This is a genomic window from Pseudomonas sp. P4_B4 (assembly GCF_056402255.1).
In genome coordinates this window covers 168,122-185,408 of the sequence record NZ_JBFUHS010000001.1, presented here as the reverse complement: position 1 = coordinate 185,408, position 17,287 = coordinate 168,122, and the positions used below count along the sequence as shown (strand labels likewise).

General features: G+C 59.6%; 20 protein-coding genes. 10 read left to right on the top strand and 10 right to left on the bottom strand.

Annotated elements, in window-relative coordinates; all coding sequences use genetic code 11:
• Positions 1-207 precede the first annotated feature (207 nt).
• Positions 208-1,419: an aldose 1-epimerase family protein gene (locus AC1DVE_RS00925; RefSeq protein ID WP_477783654.1), complete on the top strand. Its 1,212-nt coding sequence runs from the start codon at positions 208-210 to the stop codon at positions 1,417-1,419.
• A gap of 6 nt (positions 1,420-1,425) precedes the next feature.
• Here the strand turns inward: AC1DVE_RS00925 and AC1DVE_RS00920 are convergent, their stop codons facing one another.
• Positions 1,426-2,919, bottom strand: a complete 1,494-nt coding sequence (locus tag AC1DVE_RS00920) for a YifB family Mg chelatase-like AAA ATPase (RefSeq protein ID WP_477783653.1) — start codon at positions 2,917-2,919, stop codon at positions 1,426-1,428.
• 272 nt (positions 2,920-3,191) lie between these two features.
• Here AC1DVE_RS00920 and AC1DVE_RS00915 point away from each other — a divergent pair, with 272 nt between their 5' ends.
• Together AC1DVE_RS00915 and AC1DVE_RS00910 are read left to right on the top strand one after the other, a co-directional pair.
• Positions 3,192-3,470: a type II toxin-antitoxin system RelE/ParE family toxin gene (locus AC1DVE_RS00915; protein ID WP_007980828.1), complete on the top strand. Its 279-nt coding sequence runs from the start codon at positions 3,192-3,194 to the stop codon at positions 3,468-3,470.
• Positions 3,471-3,478: 8 nt separating this feature from the next.
• Complete coding sequence (locus AC1DVE_RS00910; protein ID WP_223455366.1) at positions 3,479-3,784, top strand: HigA family addiction module antitoxin; 306 nt, start codon at positions 3,479-3,481, stop codon at positions 3,782-3,784.
• 51 nt (positions 3,785-3,835) lie between these two features.
• On the opposite strand, the gene AC1DVE_RS00905 is transcribed toward AC1DVE_RS00910, so the two are convergent.
• Both AC1DVE_RS00905 and AC1DVE_RS00900 read right to left on the bottom strand, forming a co-directional pair.
• Complete coding sequence (locus AC1DVE_RS00905) at positions 3,836-4,357, bottom strand: BRO-N domain-containing protein (protein ID WP_223455368.1); 522 nt, start codon at positions 4,355-4,357, stop codon at positions 3,836-3,838.
• A 434-nt stretch (positions 4,358-4,791) separates the two neighbouring features.
• The gene (locus tag AC1DVE_RS00900; RefSeq protein ID WP_046038993.1) at positions 4,792-5,052 is read right to left on the bottom strand and encodes an accessory factor UbiK family protein; all 261 of its coding nucleotides are present in this window, start codon (positions 5,050-5,052) and stop codon (positions 4,792-4,794) included.
• Positions 5,053-5,471: 419 nt separating this feature from the next.
• Here AC1DVE_RS00900 and glnK point away from each other — a divergent pair, with 419 nt between their 5' ends.
• The 4 genes from glnK to sutA all read left to right on the top strand — a co-directional run bounded on the left by glnK (position 5,472) and on the right by sutA (position 8,248).
• The gene (gene glnK / locus AC1DVE_RS00895; RefSeq protein WP_002555808.1) at positions 5,472-5,810 is read left to right on the top strand and encodes a P-II family nitrogen regulator; all 339 of its coding nucleotides are present in this window, start codon (positions 5,472-5,474) and stop codon (positions 5,808-5,810) included.
• A gap of 35 nt (positions 5,811-5,845) precedes the next feature.
• Entirely contained in the window at positions 5,846-7,183 is a 1,338-nt protein-coding gene (locus AC1DVE_RS00890) for an ammonium transporter (RefSeq protein WP_477783652.1), read from the top strand.
• Between the two features lie 214 nt (positions 7,184-7,397).
• Positions 7,398-7,823, top strand: coding sequence for a secondary thiamine-phosphate synthase enzyme YjbQ (locus AC1DVE_RS00885; protein ID WP_150724915.1), 426 nt, complete (start codon positions 7,398-7,400; stop codon positions 7,821-7,823).
• Between the two features lie 101 nt (positions 7,824-7,924).
• Positions 7,925-8,248 (top strand): transcriptional regulator SutA, encoded by a 324-nt coding sequence (sutA, locus tag AC1DVE_RS00880; RefSeq protein WP_008050867.1) that lies wholly within the window; start codon positions 7,925-7,927, stop codon positions 8,246-8,248.
• A gap of 187 nt (positions 8,249-8,435) precedes the next feature.
• Here the strand turns inward: sutA and AC1DVE_RS00875 are convergent, their stop codons facing one another.
• The 6 genes from AC1DVE_RS00875 to lptM are packed head-to-tail and all read right to left on the bottom strand — an operon-like array spanning position 8,436 to position 13,049.
• Positions 8,436-9,143 (bottom strand): HAD family hydrolase, encoded by a 708-nt coding sequence (locus AC1DVE_RS00875; RefSeq protein WP_223455372.1) that lies wholly within the window; start codon positions 9,141-9,143, stop codon positions 8,436-8,438.
• On the bottom strand, positions 9,140-10,039 hold the full coding sequence (gene xerC, locus AC1DVE_RS00870; protein WP_223455374.1) for a tyrosine recombinase XerC: 900 nt from the start codon (positions 10,037-10,039) through the stop codon (positions 9,140-9,142). Before xerC ends, AC1DVE_RS00875 begins: the two co-directional genes overlap by 4 nt.
• 2 nt (positions 10,040-10,041) lie before the next feature.
• Entirely contained in the window at positions 10,042-10,767 is a 726-nt protein-coding gene (locus AC1DVE_RS00865; protein WP_223455376.1) for a DUF484 family protein, read from the bottom strand.
• A 13-nt stretch (positions 10,768-10,780) separates the two neighbouring features.
• A complete protein-coding gene (gene dapF / locus AC1DVE_RS00860; protein WP_223455378.1) occupies positions 10,781-11,611 on the bottom strand; it encodes a diaminopimelate epimerase in 831 nt (276 codons plus the stop codon).
• A 4-nt stretch (positions 11,612-11,615) separates the two neighbouring features.
• A complete protein-coding gene (gene lysA / locus AC1DVE_RS00855; protein WP_223455380.1) occupies positions 11,616-12,863 on the bottom strand; it encodes a diaminopimelate decarboxylase in 1,248 nt (415 codons plus the stop codon).
• A 12-nt stretch (positions 12,864-12,875) separates the two neighbouring features.
• Positions 12,876-13,049: an LPS translocon maturation chaperone LptM gene (gene lptM, locus AC1DVE_RS00850; protein ID WP_223455382.1), complete on the bottom strand. Its 174-nt coding sequence runs from the start codon at positions 13,047-13,049 to the stop codon at positions 12,876-12,878.
• Between the two features lie 199 nt (positions 13,050-13,248).
• Here lptM and cyaY point away from each other — a divergent pair, with 199 nt between their 5' ends.
• From cyaY to rnk, 3 genes are all read left to right on the top strand, one after another.
• Positions 13,249-13,581 (top strand): iron donor protein CyaY, encoded by a 333-nt coding sequence (cyaY, locus tag AC1DVE_RS00845; protein WP_007980802.1) that lies wholly within the window; start codon positions 13,249-13,251, stop codon positions 13,579-13,581.
• Between the two features lie 4 nt (positions 13,582-13,585).
• The gene (locus AC1DVE_RS00840; RefSeq protein WP_223455384.1) at positions 13,586-13,804 is read left to right on the top strand and encodes a DUF1289 domain-containing protein; all 219 of its coding nucleotides are present in this window, start codon (positions 13,586-13,588) and stop codon (positions 13,802-13,804) included.
• 203 nt (positions 13,805-14,007) lie between these two features.
• Positions 14,008-14,418 (top strand): nucleoside diphosphate kinase regulator, encoded by a 411-nt coding sequence (gene rnk / locus AC1DVE_RS00835; RefSeq protein WP_008050852.1) that lies wholly within the window; start codon positions 14,008-14,010, stop codon positions 14,416-14,418.
• A gap of 7 nt (positions 14,419-14,425) precedes the next feature.
• Here the strand turns inward: rnk and AC1DVE_RS00830 are convergent, their stop codons facing one another.
• Positions 14,426-17,269: a class I adenylate cyclase gene (locus AC1DVE_RS00830; protein ID WP_223455386.1), complete on the bottom strand. Its 2,844-nt coding sequence runs from the start codon at positions 17,267-17,269 to the stop codon at positions 14,426-14,428.
• Between the last annotated feature and the right edge of the window lie 18 nt (positions 17,270-17,287).

Sequence of the window (17,287 nt, the reverse complement as noted above, 5' to 3'; positions counted from 1 at the left end):
TGCATTTAGCGGGCGACCTTAATGTCATCATGATATCGCCGTCAATCTGCCGGAGGTTCAAGCCTTATGAGACTAACGTAAGCGTGCGGAGGTTGCATAAGGTCAATTTTAATTGGCTTGGGAAGGCTCGGGCGTAAGCTTTTTATGCTTGCTGAATCGTTTCATCGGCGCTATAAAAAATGCACAATTCCAAGAAAGGCTTTCCCCATGACCTCGCTCAAACTCCTCGTTGTCCTTGGCGCGCTGTCCGCCTCTCACGCCATGGCTTGGGATTACGTCCTGCTCGACAGCGACAAAGCCGCGCAAAACTGGCAGATCACCAGCCAGCAACTCGGTGTGAAAACCGACCAACCCTTCTCCGTGACACTTCGTAACTTGCACGGCGGTCGGCAAGAGGGCGTCAGCATCGTCGACATCGATAACGGCGCGATGAAACTCTCGGTGGTGCCGACTCGCGGGATGAACGTGCTGCAGGCCTCGGTCGGTAATGTGCGCATGGGCTGGGATTCGCCAGTCAAGGAAGTGGTCAATCCGTCCTTCATCGAGCTCAACGGCCGTGGTGGCCTGGGCTGGCTGGAAGGCTTCAATGAACTGGTCACCCGCTGCGGCTACGAATGGGTCGGTCACCCCGGCATCGACAACGGCGAACTGCTGACTCTGCATGGCCGCGCCGCCAACATCCCGGCCAGCAAAGTTACCCTGCATATAGATGAGAAACCGCCTTACGCGATCAGCCTGCGCGGCGAACTCAAAGAGCAGGCGTTCAAGAAAGTCGATTTCTCGGTGATGACTGAGCTGCTCACTGAGCCCGGAAGCGTCGCGTTTGCCCTCAATGACACCCTGACCAACAACGGTGATTATCCGAAGGAATACCAGGCGCTTTATCACAGTAACTTCAGTTCGCCGTTCCTTGAGCAGGGCGCCCGATTTGTGGCTCCGGTCAAACAGGTGTCGCCGTTCAACGACAAGGCCAAAGGGGATCTGGCGGATTGGCGGACCTATCGCGCGCCGACCAAGGACTATGACGAAACGGTGTACAACATTGTGCCTTATGGCGATGCCAAAGGTGACACGTTGACCGTGCTGCATAACAAGGCAGGGAGCCTTGGGGTGTCGGTTGGGTTTAATACTCAGCAGTTGCCTGTGTTCTCGTTGTGGAAGAACACCGATACGCAAGGGCAGGGATATGTGACCGGGTTGGAGCCGGGGACGAGTTTTTCTTATAACCGCCGGTATCAGCGGCCACTTGGTTTGGTGCCGATTATTGGGGTTAAAGAGCAGAGGCAGTTTCAGATCAAGTACAGCTTGCTGGCGGATAAGGGGGCTGTGGATAAGGCGTTGCATCGGGTGAGCGAGATTCAGGGCGCTCGGGAAACCGAGGTACGACAAACGCCGTTAGTTGATTTCTCCAAGGAGTAATTCTGGTCAGTTTGTGCTCGGCCGATACTGCAGCGCCTCAGCCAGATGATCGCGGGTGATGCCATCAACTTGCTCAAGGTCCGCCAGGGTGCGTGAGACTTTAAGCAGTCGATGGGCCGCTCGCAGCGACAAGGTCAATCGCTCACATACCGTTTCCAGCCAGGTTTCGTCGGTTGTGGATAACTTGCAGTGTTCGCGCAGGCCCGGCAGATCAAGGAAAGCGTTCGCGCAGCCCTGGCGTTTTTGTTGTCGCTCTCGGGCGTCGGCAACCAGCACTGCGGCGGTAGCGGTGTCATCACCGGGTTTCAGCGCAGGGTTCAACGCCGTGGCTTCCCGAGCGACGGTCAGGTGCAGGTCGATTCGGTCCAGCAACGGCCCCGACAGTTTGTTGCGGTAACGCTGGACCATGTCCGGTGTACAACTGCATTTGCCGCTGGGTTCGCCAAGATATCCACAGGGGCACGGGTTCATCGCGGCTACCAATTGGAAACGGGCCGGGAAGCGGACACGATCCTTGGCGCGGGAGATTACGATGTGACCGGATTCAAGCGGCTCCCTTAACACCTCCAACACCTTGCGATCGAATTCCGGAAGTTCGTCGAGAAATAGAACGCCATGATGGGCGAGGGTTATTTCACCGGGTTGCGGTTTCGAGCCGCCGCCGACCAATGCCGGCCCGGAAGCGGAGTGGTGGGGTTGGCGGAATGGTCTTTGCGGCCATTGGCTCAATGGCACGCAACTGGTAACGGATTGAATGGCTGCGACTTCAAGAGCTTCATTTTCGGTTAGCGGTGGGAGCAAACCCGGTAAACGACTCGCCAACAGCGTTTTCCCCGTCCCCGGCGGCCCGCTGAACAGGAGGTTGTGAGCCCCCGCCGCTGCAATCAGCAAAGCGCGCTTGGCCGAGAGTTGGCCCTGCACTTCATTCAAGTCAGGATAGGGTTTGCTGGCATAGAGCAAGCCGTTGGAGACATAAGGCTCAATCGGTGTATGCCCATTGAAATGCGCAACGGCCTCAAGCAGATGATCCACCGCAATCACTTTCAGTCCCGAGGCCAGGCACGCTTCCTCGGCGTTAGCTCGCGGCACCATCAACCAGCGCCCGGCCTTGCGTGCCGCCAGCGCCGCCGGCAGAACCCCACGAACCGCCCGCACGGCACCTGATAACGCCAACTCCCCAAGGCATTCCGCATCATCGAGCGTCAACGTAGGCACCTGCACGCTGGCCGAGAGAATCCCCAGGGCAATCGCCAGATCGAACCGCCCGCCATCCTTGGGCAAATCCGCGGGCGCCAGATTCAACGTGATCCGTCGCGCCGGAAATTGCAGTCCCGAATTGATGATCGCGCTGCGCACCCGATCCTTGCTTTCCTTCACCGCCGCCTCGGGCAGGCCGACCATGGTCAGAGACGGCAAACCGTTGGCCAGATGGACTTCAACAGTAACGGCTGGCGCCTCCACGCCGACCTGGGCGCGGCTGTGGACGATGGAGAGGGACATTGTCGTTCCTTGAGCTAAACGGGGGCTGCTTCCTGCGGGTTTTTGAAGGGTAGTTGTGTATTGGCGTTTTAGCGTGACGGCAGGGGTCGGGAAACTATCGCAGGATATTGCCTGCGCTGAAGTGCGAGACGATCAATGAAGGCATCGTGGAGTCGAGCAGGTAGTCCTTTTCCTAAAATATTGAGAGGTCACTGAGGGTCACGCCCTCTTTGTTGCATTTGGCAAGTCAGCTTATACACTCAAGATTAATGCATAACGTTAAGCTTTAAATTATGATCGTTAGCTTTAAGTGTTCTGAGACCGAGTACTTGTTTCGCAACGGTAAGACTCGTATGTGGTCAGCCATTCTGAGCGTCGTGGAACGAAAGCTGACGATGCTTGATGCTGCTGCCGTGCTGATAGACCTTCGATCCCCGCCGGGTAATCGCTTAGAGGCGCTGGAGGGAAATCGAAAAGGTCAGTACAGCATCCGTATCAACGCTCAATGGCGAATTTGCTTCATTTGGGGTCCTAACGGACCAGAGAATGTCGAAATCGTCGATTATCACTGAGGTGAGTAATGACTAAGAATGGTATGCGCCCGGTTCACCCTGGCGAGATCCTCAAAGAGGAATACCTGGAGCCTCTGAGCCTTACGGCTGCAGCGTTGGCCAGGGCGTTGAACGTTTCGACACCCACGGTGAACGATATCGTGCTCCAGCGTCGAGGTATCAGTGCTGATATGGCTCTCAGGCTTTCTATTTGTCTGGACACGACCCCTGAGTTTTGGCTGAACCTGCAATCGACTTACGATTTGCGCAAAGCCGAGATTGAACGAGGGGCTGCGATCCGGGATCAGGTTGAGCGACTTGCGCACTGCGCCTGATTGTTGTCTTGGATTTATTGAACCCCACGCCGAAAGCGTGGGGTTTTTTATTCAGAATGCGTGAAGCATCTTCGCGGCTCTTTTCCACCAAGGCGCATTGATAGCAGGCCTGGGAGTAACCTGATCAGGCAAAAGCTGCGGCACATCCTGCAACCGAATCCACGGCTGGTTGTTCCAGTGCAGCAGGCTCAACGACATTTCCGGCCAGTTGAGCAGGCTCAGTTGCGGGCGTTCGGTTGTAGTGGGGTATTGGGCATCTCGCAGGGCGGGAACAACTTCGTGGGTGAGCCATTCGCGTAAGGCACGGTATTCGGGGCAGTAGTGATAGACCAGTAATGCGTAAACGCCGGATTCGCTGATCAGCAGGATGTTTTCGATGTGACCGTGGATGAGGGTTTTGGCTGTTTGGTATTGGTCGGGATCGAGTTTTCGGAGTTGGCGGTCGTTGAGGTAGATGCGTAGCAGTCGGCCTAGGTCGCGGCCGCTGAACCAGGGTTGGTTTTGTATTAGGAGGGCGTGGAGGTGGAGTTTGTGGCGGGTGAAGATGTGGGGGATTAGGTAGTTTTCTTCCATCGTGCAGTTCTCGGGGTCGAGTGAAGAGAAACTGCCTCTGATCGTCGCCAAACGAAAAGGGTGGCAGCTATGCGCGGGTTGGCGAACCGGTGACGCCCGAAAAACCGGCAGACCCTAAGGTCTCCCACGCACAGCTGCCATAACTCAAGAGGGGGAAAATTCCCTATTCGAATTTGGTCGTAGTGCGTCGGGGTTTTTCTAGGTCGCCAAACCCAGTGCTGAGCATTCAGCTGGGGATGAGCTTAGAGACCGGATACCTGGCGACGCAATCGGACGGCGGTGTGATGTTTGTAGGACGTTGCCGAGATTGTTGCGGGGCTGAAGATCAAAAGATCGCAGCCTTCCGCAGCTCCTACAGGTGAAGCGCAAGGTCGTTCCGACCTTCAATCGCGAGCAAGCTCGCTCCCACAGGGGGCTGCATTTCACATCAGAATTTATTCGGTCGGTGGATTCAGCTTCGCTTCAAGCTCCGCCACCTTCGCCTCAAGGCTCTCCAACCGCGCCCGGGTGCGTGCCAATACAACCATCTGGCTATCGAACTCTTCCCGACTCACCAGATCCAGTTTGCTGAAGCCACTTTGCAGCAACATTTTGAACTGGCTTTCGATTTCAGCTTTCGGCAGAGGTGTGTCGCCGCTGAAGAGGCGGGAGGCGGTGCCGGTGAGGGCGTCGAGGAAGTCTTTGGGCGCGAGCATGGGCAATGTCCTGGAAACAATGGCGGGCAGTGTATCACGCAGTGTCTATAGTCATTTCCGCAGGCGAAGGGTGCACGCTTTTCGCGCATGGGGACGGACGGCGTCGCACCGTTATTGTGCGTAACCCGGCGAGTGTTGTTGCGATATAGCGGACATCTGCCGGCAAAAGATTGAAAACTATGAGTTTTGTGGAGATGGCAAGCTTTCTGCTTAGATGCTGGTAACCCATGCACTGATGCAGTCGCTGTGACGAATGCAGTGCGCCAGGCGGAACGCGGGGAGTGTTTCGCAGGGAGCGGTTAGCTGGCGTCGAACGGGCAGGTAAGGCCGACGATGCGTTACAAAGCCAGGCACTGCGCTTAGACTTGAGTCGGGTTTGTTTTCCTGGGGCAAGTCCACCAATTCGGGAGAGAGTTTTCATGAAGCTAGTCACTGCCATCATCAAGCCGTTCAAGCTGGACGACGTACGCGAGTCGCTGTCCGAGATCGGCGTGCAGGGCATTACCGTCACTGAAGTCAAAGGCTTTGGTCGGCAGAAGGGTCACACCGAGCTGTATCGCGGCGCGGAATACGTGGTCGATTTCCTGCCCAAGGTGAAGATCGACGTCGCTATCGACGACAAGGATCTGGACCGGGTAATCGAGGCCATCACCAAGGCTGCCAACACCGGCAAGATCGGTGACGGCAAGATCTTCGTGGTCAATCTGGAACAGGCGATTCGCATCCGTACCGGCGAAACCGATACCGACGCAATCTAAGCCGCCACAAACCCAACGCCCCAGGAGAAAACAATATGACTCTGCGTAAATTCGCAGGGCTAGGAGCCCTGTTGTCCCTCGTAATGCCCAGCCTGGCCATGGCGGCAGACGAAGTGGCGGCCCCAGTCCTCAACTCCGGCGATACCGCCTGGATGATGACCTCGACAGCTCTTGTGCTGTTCATGACCATTCCCGGCCTTGCGCTGTTCTACGGCGGCATGGTCCGGTCGAAAAACATTCTTTCCGTGATGATGCAGTGCTTTGCCATTACCGGTCTGATCAGCATCCTGTGGGTCATTTATGGCTACAGCATCGCGTTCGACACCACGGGCATGGAGCAGGGCGTCATCAACTTCAACTCGTTCTTCGGCGGCATGGGTAAGGCATTCCTCGCCGGCATCACGCCAGCCAGCCTGACCGGGCCTGCGGCGCTGTTCCCTGAGGCGGTGTTCGTCACCTTCCAGATGACCTTCGCGATCATCACCCCGGCGTTGATCGTCGGCGCCTTCGCCGAGCGGATGAAGTTCTCTGCGATGCTGGTCTTCATGGGCGTGTGGTTCACCCTGGTATATGCGCCGATTGCGCACATGGTCTGGTCCGGTAACGGCGGCCTGTTGTGGGACTGGGGTGTTCTGGACTTCGCCGGCGGCACCGTGGTGCACATCAATGCCGGTGTGGCTGGTCTGGTTGCCTGCCTGGTGCTGGGCAAGCGCAAGGGCTTCCCGACCACGCCGATGGCGCCGCACAACCTCGGTTACACCCTGATGGGCGCGGCCATGCTGTGGGTCGGCTGGTTCGGTTTCAACGCCGGTTCCGCCGCTGCGGCCAACGGCACCGCCGGCATGGCGATGCTGGTAACTCAAATCGCTACCGCTGCTGCTGCGCTGGGCTGGATGTTTGCCGAGTGGATCACCCACGGCAAACCTAGTGCACTGGGCATTGCTTCGGGCGTGGTTGCTGGTCTGGTGGCAATCACCCCGGCTGCCGGCACCGTTGGCCCAATGGGCGCGCTGGTCATCGGTCTGGCGGCTGGTGTGGTGTGCTTCTTCTGCGCCACCACCCTGAAGCGCAAGCTCGGCTATGACGATTCCCTGGACGCCTTCGGTGTGCACGGTATCGGCGGTATCCTCGGCGCAATCCTGACCGGTGTGTTCGCTGCTCCGTCCCTGGGTGGCTTCGGCACCGTGACCGACATCGCCGCACAAGTGTGGATTCAGTGCAAAGGCGTAGGCTTCACGGTGATCTACTCCGCGATCGCCACATACATCATCCTCAAGGTGCTGGATGCGGTCATGGGCCTGCGTATCAACGAAGAAGAAGAAGCGGTCGGCATCGATCTGGCGCTACACAACGAACGCGGCTACAACTTGTAAGCAAGCGCATAAAAAACCTGCCCGGCTTGCCGGGCATTTTTTTGTCTGGAATTTGTCATTGAAGGCTGAGCTGAAAGGTTTTTTCCTACAGGTTTTACGATGTTTACGTCGGGTGTTTTTGTGCGGTCAAAGGCTTACAGGATTGAAGGAATATTAGGGCCTTTGTTTTTTCCCAGAGCGCGCTAGAATGCGCCCCGAACGTGCGGAGAACTGTATGTGGCAACAGACTCTGATTACCTTGCGGGCGAGGCCCCGGGGCTTTCATCTGGTAACGGACGAGTTACTCGCCGGCCTGCCTGAACTCAAGGCGTGTCGGGTCGGTCTGTTGCATTTGTGGCTGCAGCATACCTCGGCGTCGTTGACCATCAACGAGAACGCCGATCCGGCGGTACGTCGCGACTTCGAACGATTTTTCAATCGTCTGATCCCACAAGGAACAGACGGCTATGAGCATAACGACGAAGGCCTGGACGACCTCCCGGCGCACTTCAAGGCCAGCGTGCTTGGCTGTCAGCTCAGTTTGCCGATTGCGGCAGGCCGGTTGGCGTTGGGGACCTGGCAAGGCGTTTATCTGGGCGAGCACCGTGATCATGGCGGTGCCCGTAAAGTCCTCGCCACCGTACACGGTGAAGAGGCATAGCCGCTGGTCAGCAGCGGCTGTTGATTTTTTTCCGGCAGCCTTCGACAGAGGGCAAAGCTGGGCTATAACTAATCTGCTTTTCGCAAGTCATGAGGTAGAACATGAGCGACGATGATCTGGAAAACGACGACCTCGAAGTAGGCGACGACGACGAAACCGAAGAAGGTCTGGAAGCAGCGGCGGAAGACGTCGCTGAAGACGACGGTGGTGATGCGCCGGTTCCGACCGCCAAAGGCAAGGCCAAGGCAGCGGTATCGGTCGATGAGCTGCCGAGTGTCGAAGCCAAGAACAAGGAACGCGATGCTCTCGCGCGGGCCATGGAGGAGTTTTTGGCCAAGGGTGGCAAGGTGCAGGAAGTGGAGGCCAATGTGGTCGCCGATCCGCCCAAGAAACCTGACAACAAGTACGGCAGCCGGCCTATCTGAGCCTGCTACCCGCTTGCTGAAAAAGCCCGCCGTCGCCGCGGGCTTTTTCATGCCTGAAACAAAAATTTGAAACCTATGGTGATCCCTGTGGGAGCGGGCTTGCTCGCGAATGCGGTATGTCGGTCGATATTGATGTTGACTGACACGACGCTTTCGCGAGCAAGCCCACTCCCACATTGGTTTTGTGTCAGGCCGAGGCCTTGTTCCAACTCGCCAGCAACGCCGGCAAATCGGTCAGGCTGCGAATCTCCGCATCCGGCAGTCGTTCTGCTTCCCAGACCTTGCCCGCCGGGTTGAACCAGATCGCCCGCATTCCCGCCTGCTGCGCACCGGCAATGTCATCGCCCGGATGATCGCCAATGTGCACCGCCGATTCAGCGGTCGCGCCACCGCGCTGCAAGGCCTCCTGGAACAATCGTGCGTCGGGTTTGGCGATGCCGATGTCTTCTGCGCACAGCGCAAACTTGAAGTAATCCGCCAGGCCCAGCCGGCGCACATCGGCGTTGCCATTGGTGACCACGCCGAGAGCGTAATGGTTGGCGAGGATTTCCAGGGTCGGTTCGACCTCCGGAAACACTTCGATCTGATGGCGAGCGTGCAGAAACACTTCAAAGCTCTTGTCCGCCAGATCCGACGCTTCGCTATGCCCGTAGCCAGACTCTTCCAGGGCGTGGAACAGGACCCGGCGACGCAACGCACTGATGCGGTGCTTGAGACCCGGTTCGTTAGCCAGTACTCGTTCGCGGATCAACCACAAATGCTCCACCGGCACCGCCCCCAGGTTGGGCGCGTGCTCGGTCAGCCATTCGCGCAAAACGGCTTCGGCGCTGACGATTACCGGGGCGGTGTCCCATAGGGTGTCGTCGAGGTCGAAGGTGATCAACTGAATGCTCATGAATCGTCGCCCTTAATGCGTTTGGCCCGTGGGTGGGCGCTGTCGTAGACCGTGGCCAGGTGCTGGAAGTCCAGGTGGGTGTAGATCTGCGTGGTCTTGATGTCCGAGTGTCCGAGCAGTTCCTGCACTGCGCGCAGGTCCTGGGAGGATTCCAGCAAATGGCTGGCGAAGGAGTGCCGCAACATGTGCGGGTGCAGATTCTGCCCCAGTTCGCGCTCGCCGGCAGCCTTGACCCGCACCTGGATCGCCCGGGGGCCGAGGCGGCGGCCTTGCTGGCTGATAAACACCGCATCGTCTGCCGGGTTGGCCATGGCCCGCAGTGGCAGCCACTGCTCCAGCGCTTCACGGGCCTTTTTTCCTACCGGCAGCAGGCGGGTCTTGCTGCCTTTGCCGAGCACCTGGACCATGCCGTCGGCCAAATCGAGTTGATCGAGATTCAGGCCCGTCAGTTCAGACAGTCGCAGGCCCGAGGAGTAGAACAACTCCAGAATCGCCTGGTCCCGGCGAGCCAAAAAGTCATCCTCGACACCACCTTCCAGCAATTGCAGCGCGCGGTCGGTGTCGAGGGTTTTCGGCAGGCGGCGTTCGCCTTTGGGCGGCGCGAGGCCATTGGCCGGATCGTGGTCGCACAGGCCTTCGCGGTTCAGGAAATGATAGAGCCCGCGAACGGCCGACAGCAATCGCGCCAGGCTGCGAGATGATTGACCTTGGGCGTGCAGACGGGCAATCAGGCTGCGCAGGCGCTGGATGTCCAGCGCCGTCCAGCTGCCGATATTCTGTTTGACGCACCAGCCCAGCACTTTATCGAGGTCGCGGCGGTAGGCCGACAGCGTGTGCGGCGACACCTGCCGCTCACTGCGCAGGTGTTCGCAGTAAGCGTCCAGTTGTCGTTCCATGTTCAGCGTACCGAGCGCAGGGAGTTGTTGACCCGTGGCAGCACGCGACCCATGACTTCAGCGATGTAGCTCAGGAACAAGGTGCCCACCGAGCTTTTGTAGTGCTGCGGATCGCGGCTGGCGATGGCCAGGATGCCGTGGATGCCTTGGTGGCTGATGGCAACGACCGCGGTGGAACCGATTTGCTTGCGCTGTTCTTCGCCGAACAGGAAGTCCAGTTCATGCTCGCGCAGGCTGCCACTGACGCTTTTGTCTTCCGAGAGCAGGCCGCCAATAGCCACTTGCGCTTCGGCGTGGGTGACCCAGCGGCCGACCGGCATGGCGTTGTCGCCGAGCAGGATGAGGCTGACGAAGGGCACCTGGAAGTCCTGACGCAGGCTGTCTTCGACGCACATCACCACGTCTTCCAGGCTGGCGGCATCCATTAACGCCAGCAGCAATCGACGGGTTTTTTCGAACAGGCGGTCGTTGTCCCGGGCCACGTCCATCAAATGCGACAGGCGATGACGCAGTTCAATGTTGCGGTCGCGCAGGATGGTCATCTGACGCTCCACCAGCGACACGGTATCGCCGCGCCGATGGGGAATACGCAGGGACGGGAGCAGTTCTTCGTGCTCGACGAAGAAGTCCGGATGAGCCTCCAGGTACGCGGCAACAGCCGCCGCCTCCAGGCTTTCGGACGGTGATTCGTCAGCTTGTCGTGCGGGTACCTGAGGCTTGTCGGTCATGGGTTTCGCTCACTCAAAGACGCACTTGTCCTTCATATACGCGCACTGCCGGGCCGGTCATCATCACCGGTTGACCAGGGCCTGCCCATTCGATGGACAAGCGCCCGCCAGGCAGGTCGATCAATAGCGGCGAATCCATCCACCCCTGGCTGATCGCGGCCACTGCGGCGGCACAGGCGCCGGTTCCGCAAGCCTGGGTTTCCCCGGCTCCACGCTCCCAGACGCGCAACTGCGCGCGGCTCCGGTCGATGACCTGGAGAAAACCGACATTGGCCCGTGCCGGGAAGCGCGGGTGATGTTCGATTTTCGGGCCCAGCTCATGCACCGGCGCGTTGTTGATATCGCTGACCCGCAGCACGGCATGGGGGTTGCCCATGGACACGGCGGCCAGATCGACCGGGGTGCCGTCGACGTCGACCTGATAACTCTTGGCCTGCTCCGGCGCCTGGAACGGAATATCCGCCGGCACCAGACGCGGGGCGCCCATGTTGACGCTGATTTGGCCGTCGTTTCGCACGTCCAGTTCGATGACGCCGCTTTTGGTCTCGACGCGGATCTGCCGCTTTGCGGTCAGGCGCTTGTCGAGCACGAAACGGGCAAAGCAGCGCGCACCGTTGCCGCACTGTTCCACTTCGGAACCGTCGGAGTTGAAGATCCGATAGCGGAAATCCACGTCCGGGTTGCTCGGCGCTTCGACGATCAGCAACTGGTCGAAACCGATGCCGGTGTGCCGGTCGCCCCATTGCTTGGCATGCTTGGGCAGAATGTGCGCGTGCTGGCTGACCAGGTCGAGGACCATGAAATCATTGCCCAGGCCGTGCATCTTGGTAAAACGCAGCAGCATGGTTTTACTCCGGCAGCAGGCTTTCGCCAGCAAACAACTCGGCTACCGTCTCACGGCGACGCACTTCAAATGCCTGATCACCGTCCACTAACACTTCTGCGGTACGGCCGCGGGTGTTGTAGTTGGAACTCATGACAAACCCGTAGGCACCGGCCGAATGCACGGCCAGCAGGTCGCCTTCTTCCAGGGCCAGTTGACGATCCTTGGCCAGGAAGTCGCCGGTCTCGCAGATCGGACCGACGATGTCGTAGGCGCGAGCAGCGGAGGTGCGCGGGCGCACGGCAGTGACGTCCATCCAGGCCTGATACAGCGCCGGGCGGATCAGGTCGTTCATGGCGGCGTCGACGATGGCGAAGTCTTTGTGCTCGGTGTGCTTGAGGTATTCGACCTGGGTCAGCAACACACCGGCGTTGGCGACGATAAAGCGGCCCGGCTCGAACACCAGCGCCAGATCGCGACCGTCGAGACGCTCGCGCACGGCCTTGATGTAGTCGGCAGCCAGTGGCGGCTCCTCGTCCTTGTATCGCACGCCCAGGCCACCACCGAGATCGATGTGGCGCAGGTAGATGCCGCAATCGCCGAGGCGATCGACCAGGCCCAGCAGGCGGTCGAGAGCGTCGATGAACGGCGGCAGGGTGGTCAGTTGCGAGCCGATGTGGCAATCGACGCCGACCACTTCCAGGTTCGGCAGCTGCGCGGCACGCACGTACACGTCTTCGGCGTCGGCGATGGCGATGCCGAACTTGTTCTCTTTGAGACCGGTGGAAATGTACGGGTGGGTGCCGGCATCGACGTCCGGGTTCACGCGCAGTGAAATCGGCGCGCGAACGCCCAGTTCGGCGGCGACCACTTGCAGGCGTTCCAGCTCGTCGGTGGATTCGACGTTGAAGCAGTGCACGCCGACTTCCAGGGCGCGACGCATGTCGTCACGGGTCTTGCCGACGCCGGAGAACACGATCTTGTCGGCGCTGCCGCCAGCGGCCAGTACACGTTCCAGTTCGCCACGGGAGACGATGTCGAAACCGGCGCCCAGACGTGCCAGGACATTCAGTACGCCCAGGTTGGAGTTGGCCTTGACCGCAAAGCACACCAGGTGCGGCATGCCGGCCAGCGCATCGGCATAAGCCAGGTATTGGGCTTCGATGTGTGCGCGGGAGTAAACGTAGGTCGGTGTACCAAAGCGCTCGGCGATGGCAGACAGGGCAACACCTTCCGCGAACAGTTCACCGTCACGGTAGTTAAAAGCGTCCATGAGGTTCCCTTATTATTGGTAGACGTCGTGCTTGTGTGCTTTGGAGGCAGGCTGCTGCGACGACTTGGCTTGTTCGGCAGGGTCCTGGTCTTCATCGGGCAGGTACAGCGGGCCTTTTTGACCGCAGGCCGACACAAGGCAGGCAACCGCGAGGAGCGCAGCGAGGGAGGAGATCAGGCGCTTCATGGCGAAATCCTTGAAAATGCATTAATTGCGCCGGAGTATACCGGCCACCCGGCAGCTTGCCTATGCAGCGGACCGCCCGTCCGGCGGGGCTTGGCCGCAAGCACATCGAACCCACAGGTCGTTATTCTTTGCAATCGACGGGGCTCGGTCGTATCTTGCGGCCCTTGAGCCTGATCAGACACTTTTTGAGGTTGCCGTAATGAGTTTGTCCGAAGCGCGTTTCCACGACCTGGTCGATGCCACCCAGCAAACCCTGGAGGACATCTTTGACGACAGCGACCTGGATATCGACCTCGAAAGCTCGGCCGGTGTGCTGACCGTCAAGTTCGAGAACGGCAGCCAGTTGATCTTCAGTCGCCAGGAGCCGCTGCGTCAGCTGTGGCTGGCGGCGGTGTCCGGTGGTTTCCACTTCGACTACGACGAAGAAAGCGAGCGCTGGATGTGTGACAAGAGCGAAGAGCAGTTGGGTGAAATGCTCGAGCGTATCGTCCAGCAACAAGCGGGTGTCGAGCTCGATTTCGAAGGACTGTGAGATCGTGACCCAGCCTGCGCCTGTCCGTGCGCCCAAGCCGCTCTACAGCAATGTCAGCCCGGCGGTGCCGTCGCCGTGCAGCGGAGTTTGCCGGCTGGATGAGCAGAAAGTCTGTCTGGGCTGCTTTCGCCATGTCGAAGATATTCGTGAGTGGCGTTCGGCCGACGATCAGCGTCGGCGGGTGATTTGCGAGCAGGCTGCCCACCGCAAAGTTTCAGCCTAGCGAGTCATTGTGGCGATCCGACAAGCCCCCTCGCCACAGGAGTTCTCTACAAGTCCATAGCGTCGGTTTGGCCATGACTTGTATATTTTTTGAGCTGTGATAGTGTCCAGAAACGCCTCCACCCATCGAGGCTTATGAAAACCCCGCCTTTTTCTGGCGGGGTTTTGCTTTTTTCGTGCAGAAGAAAGGAGTCTGCCCAGATCATGACCGCACCTTCCATCACCCTTACCCGTCTGGACGTCCAGCGTCTGGAGCGTCTGATCGACAGCCTGGACGACACGCTGCCGGGCGTTATTGCGCTGCAAACCGAACTGGATCGCGCCGATACCCTGGTCGGCCACGATGAAGTGCCGGCGGATGTCGTGACCATGAATTCCCGTGTGCATTGCCGCGAAGAAGGCAGTGGCAAGGACTACCACCTGACCCTGGTGTACCCCAAGGATGCGAATGCCGACGAAGGCAAGGTCTCGATCCTGGCGCCGGTGGGCAGCGCGCTGCTCGGCCTGAAGGTTGGCCAGCACATCGATTGGCCGGCTCCGGGTGGCAAGACCCTGAAGCTGACGCTGCTGGAAGTCGAATCGCAGCCGGCCAATGGCGGCGCATTCCCCGAGTGACATCCGCTCAGACCTGATCGAGCGCCTCGTTCAATGCGTGCTCAAGGTCAGCTTTGTAGCGCAGGTACAGATGGGTGGAACTCTGCCCTTCGCCCAGAAGGCCTGACAGGTCGAGGTCGGTGATGTAGCAGCGGTAGCGTTCGGTTTCCCGGCGCTGCCCGACGATTTCCCGGGCGACCACGCGGAACAACTGGTCGCCATGTTCCAGCTCGGAAAACTCCCGTTGATTGCAATACAACGTCACCTGCACCTGACCCGGTGCGGCTTTGCCGACGATCGCCTGCACGTCGTAGAACGGCTTGTTCACCGGCGTCTGCGGTACCGGCCGGGCTTCGATGCGGCGCGCCCGGCCAGGGCCTGACGGCAACAACTGGCAATACAGGGTGTCGAGGTTCAAGGGGTGGGCAGCATCCATTGGCAGCGGGGCATCGCGACGGTACTGGATCGATTGCAGGAAACGCTGCAGCGGCACCAGCAGGCTTTGCTCATCGTGCCAAGGCAGGCGTTGCTGCCACAAGGCATTGAACTCATCGAGCACGTAAAGCTCAGCCTGATCTTCGTTGACCCGATAGAACACTTGAATGCAGTCCGGCTGGCCCGTTGGCAGGAACAGCGCGAGGTCGTGCTCTTCCAGTGCCTTTGGGTCCAGGTGAAGCGGGCTGTAGCTGGCCATTTCCTCGCCCAGGTAATCGATCAGCGCCGGCAAAGTGGTCAGCGCGATGTGCTGGACCTGCCCCGGCACCAACTCCAGCACGTGGTAGTGCTGCTGGACCTGGATCAGGTAGCGATGGTTGAGCCGGCTCAGCAGCAGGTTCTGCGCGGTATCGAGGATTTCCTCGACCCGTTGGGCAATGAACTGCGCGCGGTTATGGCAGAAGCAACGCACCCTCAGCTTCGGCTGTTGTGGTCCCGCCGGCAGGTTGTTGAGGTAGTCGCGGATGCAGTCGAGCAGGGCGTGGGGGCCGTCGTAGCGGCCGACCAGCACTTCGTTCCAGCTATTGAGCGTGACCTGGTCCAGGGTCAGCACCAGATTTTCCCGGACACCGGCGTAGCTCAGGGAGTCGGTGCGTTCGGTGGTCATGAGGATGTTCAGGTCGCGATGGTGCTTGAGCGGATCGATGCTGACATTCACCAGGATCAGCACTTCACTCGGTACGCTGGCACGCAACAGAGGTTCTTCGGCGACGGTGGGCAAGGGCAGGGCGATGGTCTGTTGCAGGCTGCCGAGCAAGTTGAACAGTTCGAATTCGCTCAAGTCGCTGGTGCCGGGGTGCAAGGCCAGGCGGGTACTGCTGTCGATCACGCCATTGCGGTGGCACCAGGTCAGCAGCTCGAGCAAGTGGCGGCTGCGTTTGATCGGCGCGAAATGCTCCCACTCCAGTGCCGTCAGGCTGCCGTTGTACAAGCCCCACTGGCTTTGCCCCAGTTCTTTCTTGTTCGGTGCGTGCACCAGCGTCAAGGTGTCTTCAGCCAGGTCCGGGGCGATGCCGGGGTTGATGAATTCGACTTTGCCGGCCTTGCGCTCGAAAGCGGCGTACAGGCGACGGCCGAGGACACTCAGGTCGCGCTTGTTGATGCGGCTGACCGTTTGTTCGTGACGGGCGAACTGGGTGAGAAAGCGGTAGCTGTAGTTCAGCTCGTTGACCAGTGACCGCCGCTCGGAACTGACCTGGCGGACTTTCCACTGGCTGCGGCTGTCGAGCAGGGTCAGTTGGCGCTGGTCCCAGTGCCATTCATGGGCCAGGCGTTCGAGCAAAGTGCGTTGCCAGCTCTGGGTGCGGCTGTTGCCGGTGAGTTTGCGATTGACCTTCAGGTACAACGCGCGACGCACCAGTTCCAGGCGTTCCGGTTCGTTGCGGGCGATCAGGTATTCCTCAATGCGCCGGTACACCACGACGTACGGGTCCAGTTCGTCGAGGTCGAGTCGGTTGGCGAACACCGCTTGCTTGAAGCGCAGGCTCAGGCAATGGACCCTGGGGTGTTCACTGGCGTAAACCTCTGTCAGCAGCAGCTTGAGTACCGATTTGTAGGGCGACTCGATGCCCTTGAACAACTGCCAGAGCCCAGCGCCGATAAATTCGCCGGGCGGGATGTAGGCCAGGTTGCCGAGGTCGAGGGTTTCATCGGCGCGGATGAAGCGTTTGGAAATCAAGGTGTGGGTGTAACGGTCATAGCTCGACTCTTCGTAGACCGGCACCAGCCACCAGATCGGTGTACGACCGGCCAGCCAGATCGCGGTGCGGTAAAACTCGTCCAGCAACAGGTAGTGCTGGGTGGTGCCGCAATCCTCCGAACTCAGCTGGGTATCGCGCTCGCCGCGGACGAAACGGTTCGGGTCGATCAGGAAAAAATGTGCTTCGGCGCCTTGGCTGGCGGCCCAGGCTTCCAGCAACTGGCATTTTTTGCGCAGCTCGGCGAGTTCGTTCTCGGTCAGGTCCGGCCCATGGCAGACCCACACATCCATGTCGCTCTGGTCGGCCTGCGCCAGGGTGCCGAGGCTGCCCATCAGGAACAGTCCATGAATCGGTCGTGGCGGATTGCTGCCGTGGCGCGGTTTGTAGGAAAACGAGCGGGTCAGGCGCTGGGCTTCAGCGAGGACATTGGCATCCGGTTCGAAATTCGACAGCCCGGCCGGCGTACTGCCGGAAACGTAGCCGGGCAACAGCGGATGGTTAACGTGGAAAAACAGCGGCAGCAAGGTCAGGACCCCTTGCTGGCGGGTCGACAACCCTTCCATGGCGCGAGCCATGCGTCCTTCGTTGAGCTTCAGAAAGCGTGCGCGCAGCTGGCTGAGAACCTTGCGGTCGATTCCCTCGTCCAGATCGGGGCGGATTTCATGGGTGCGCGTCATGTCAGCTCAAACCGGCTC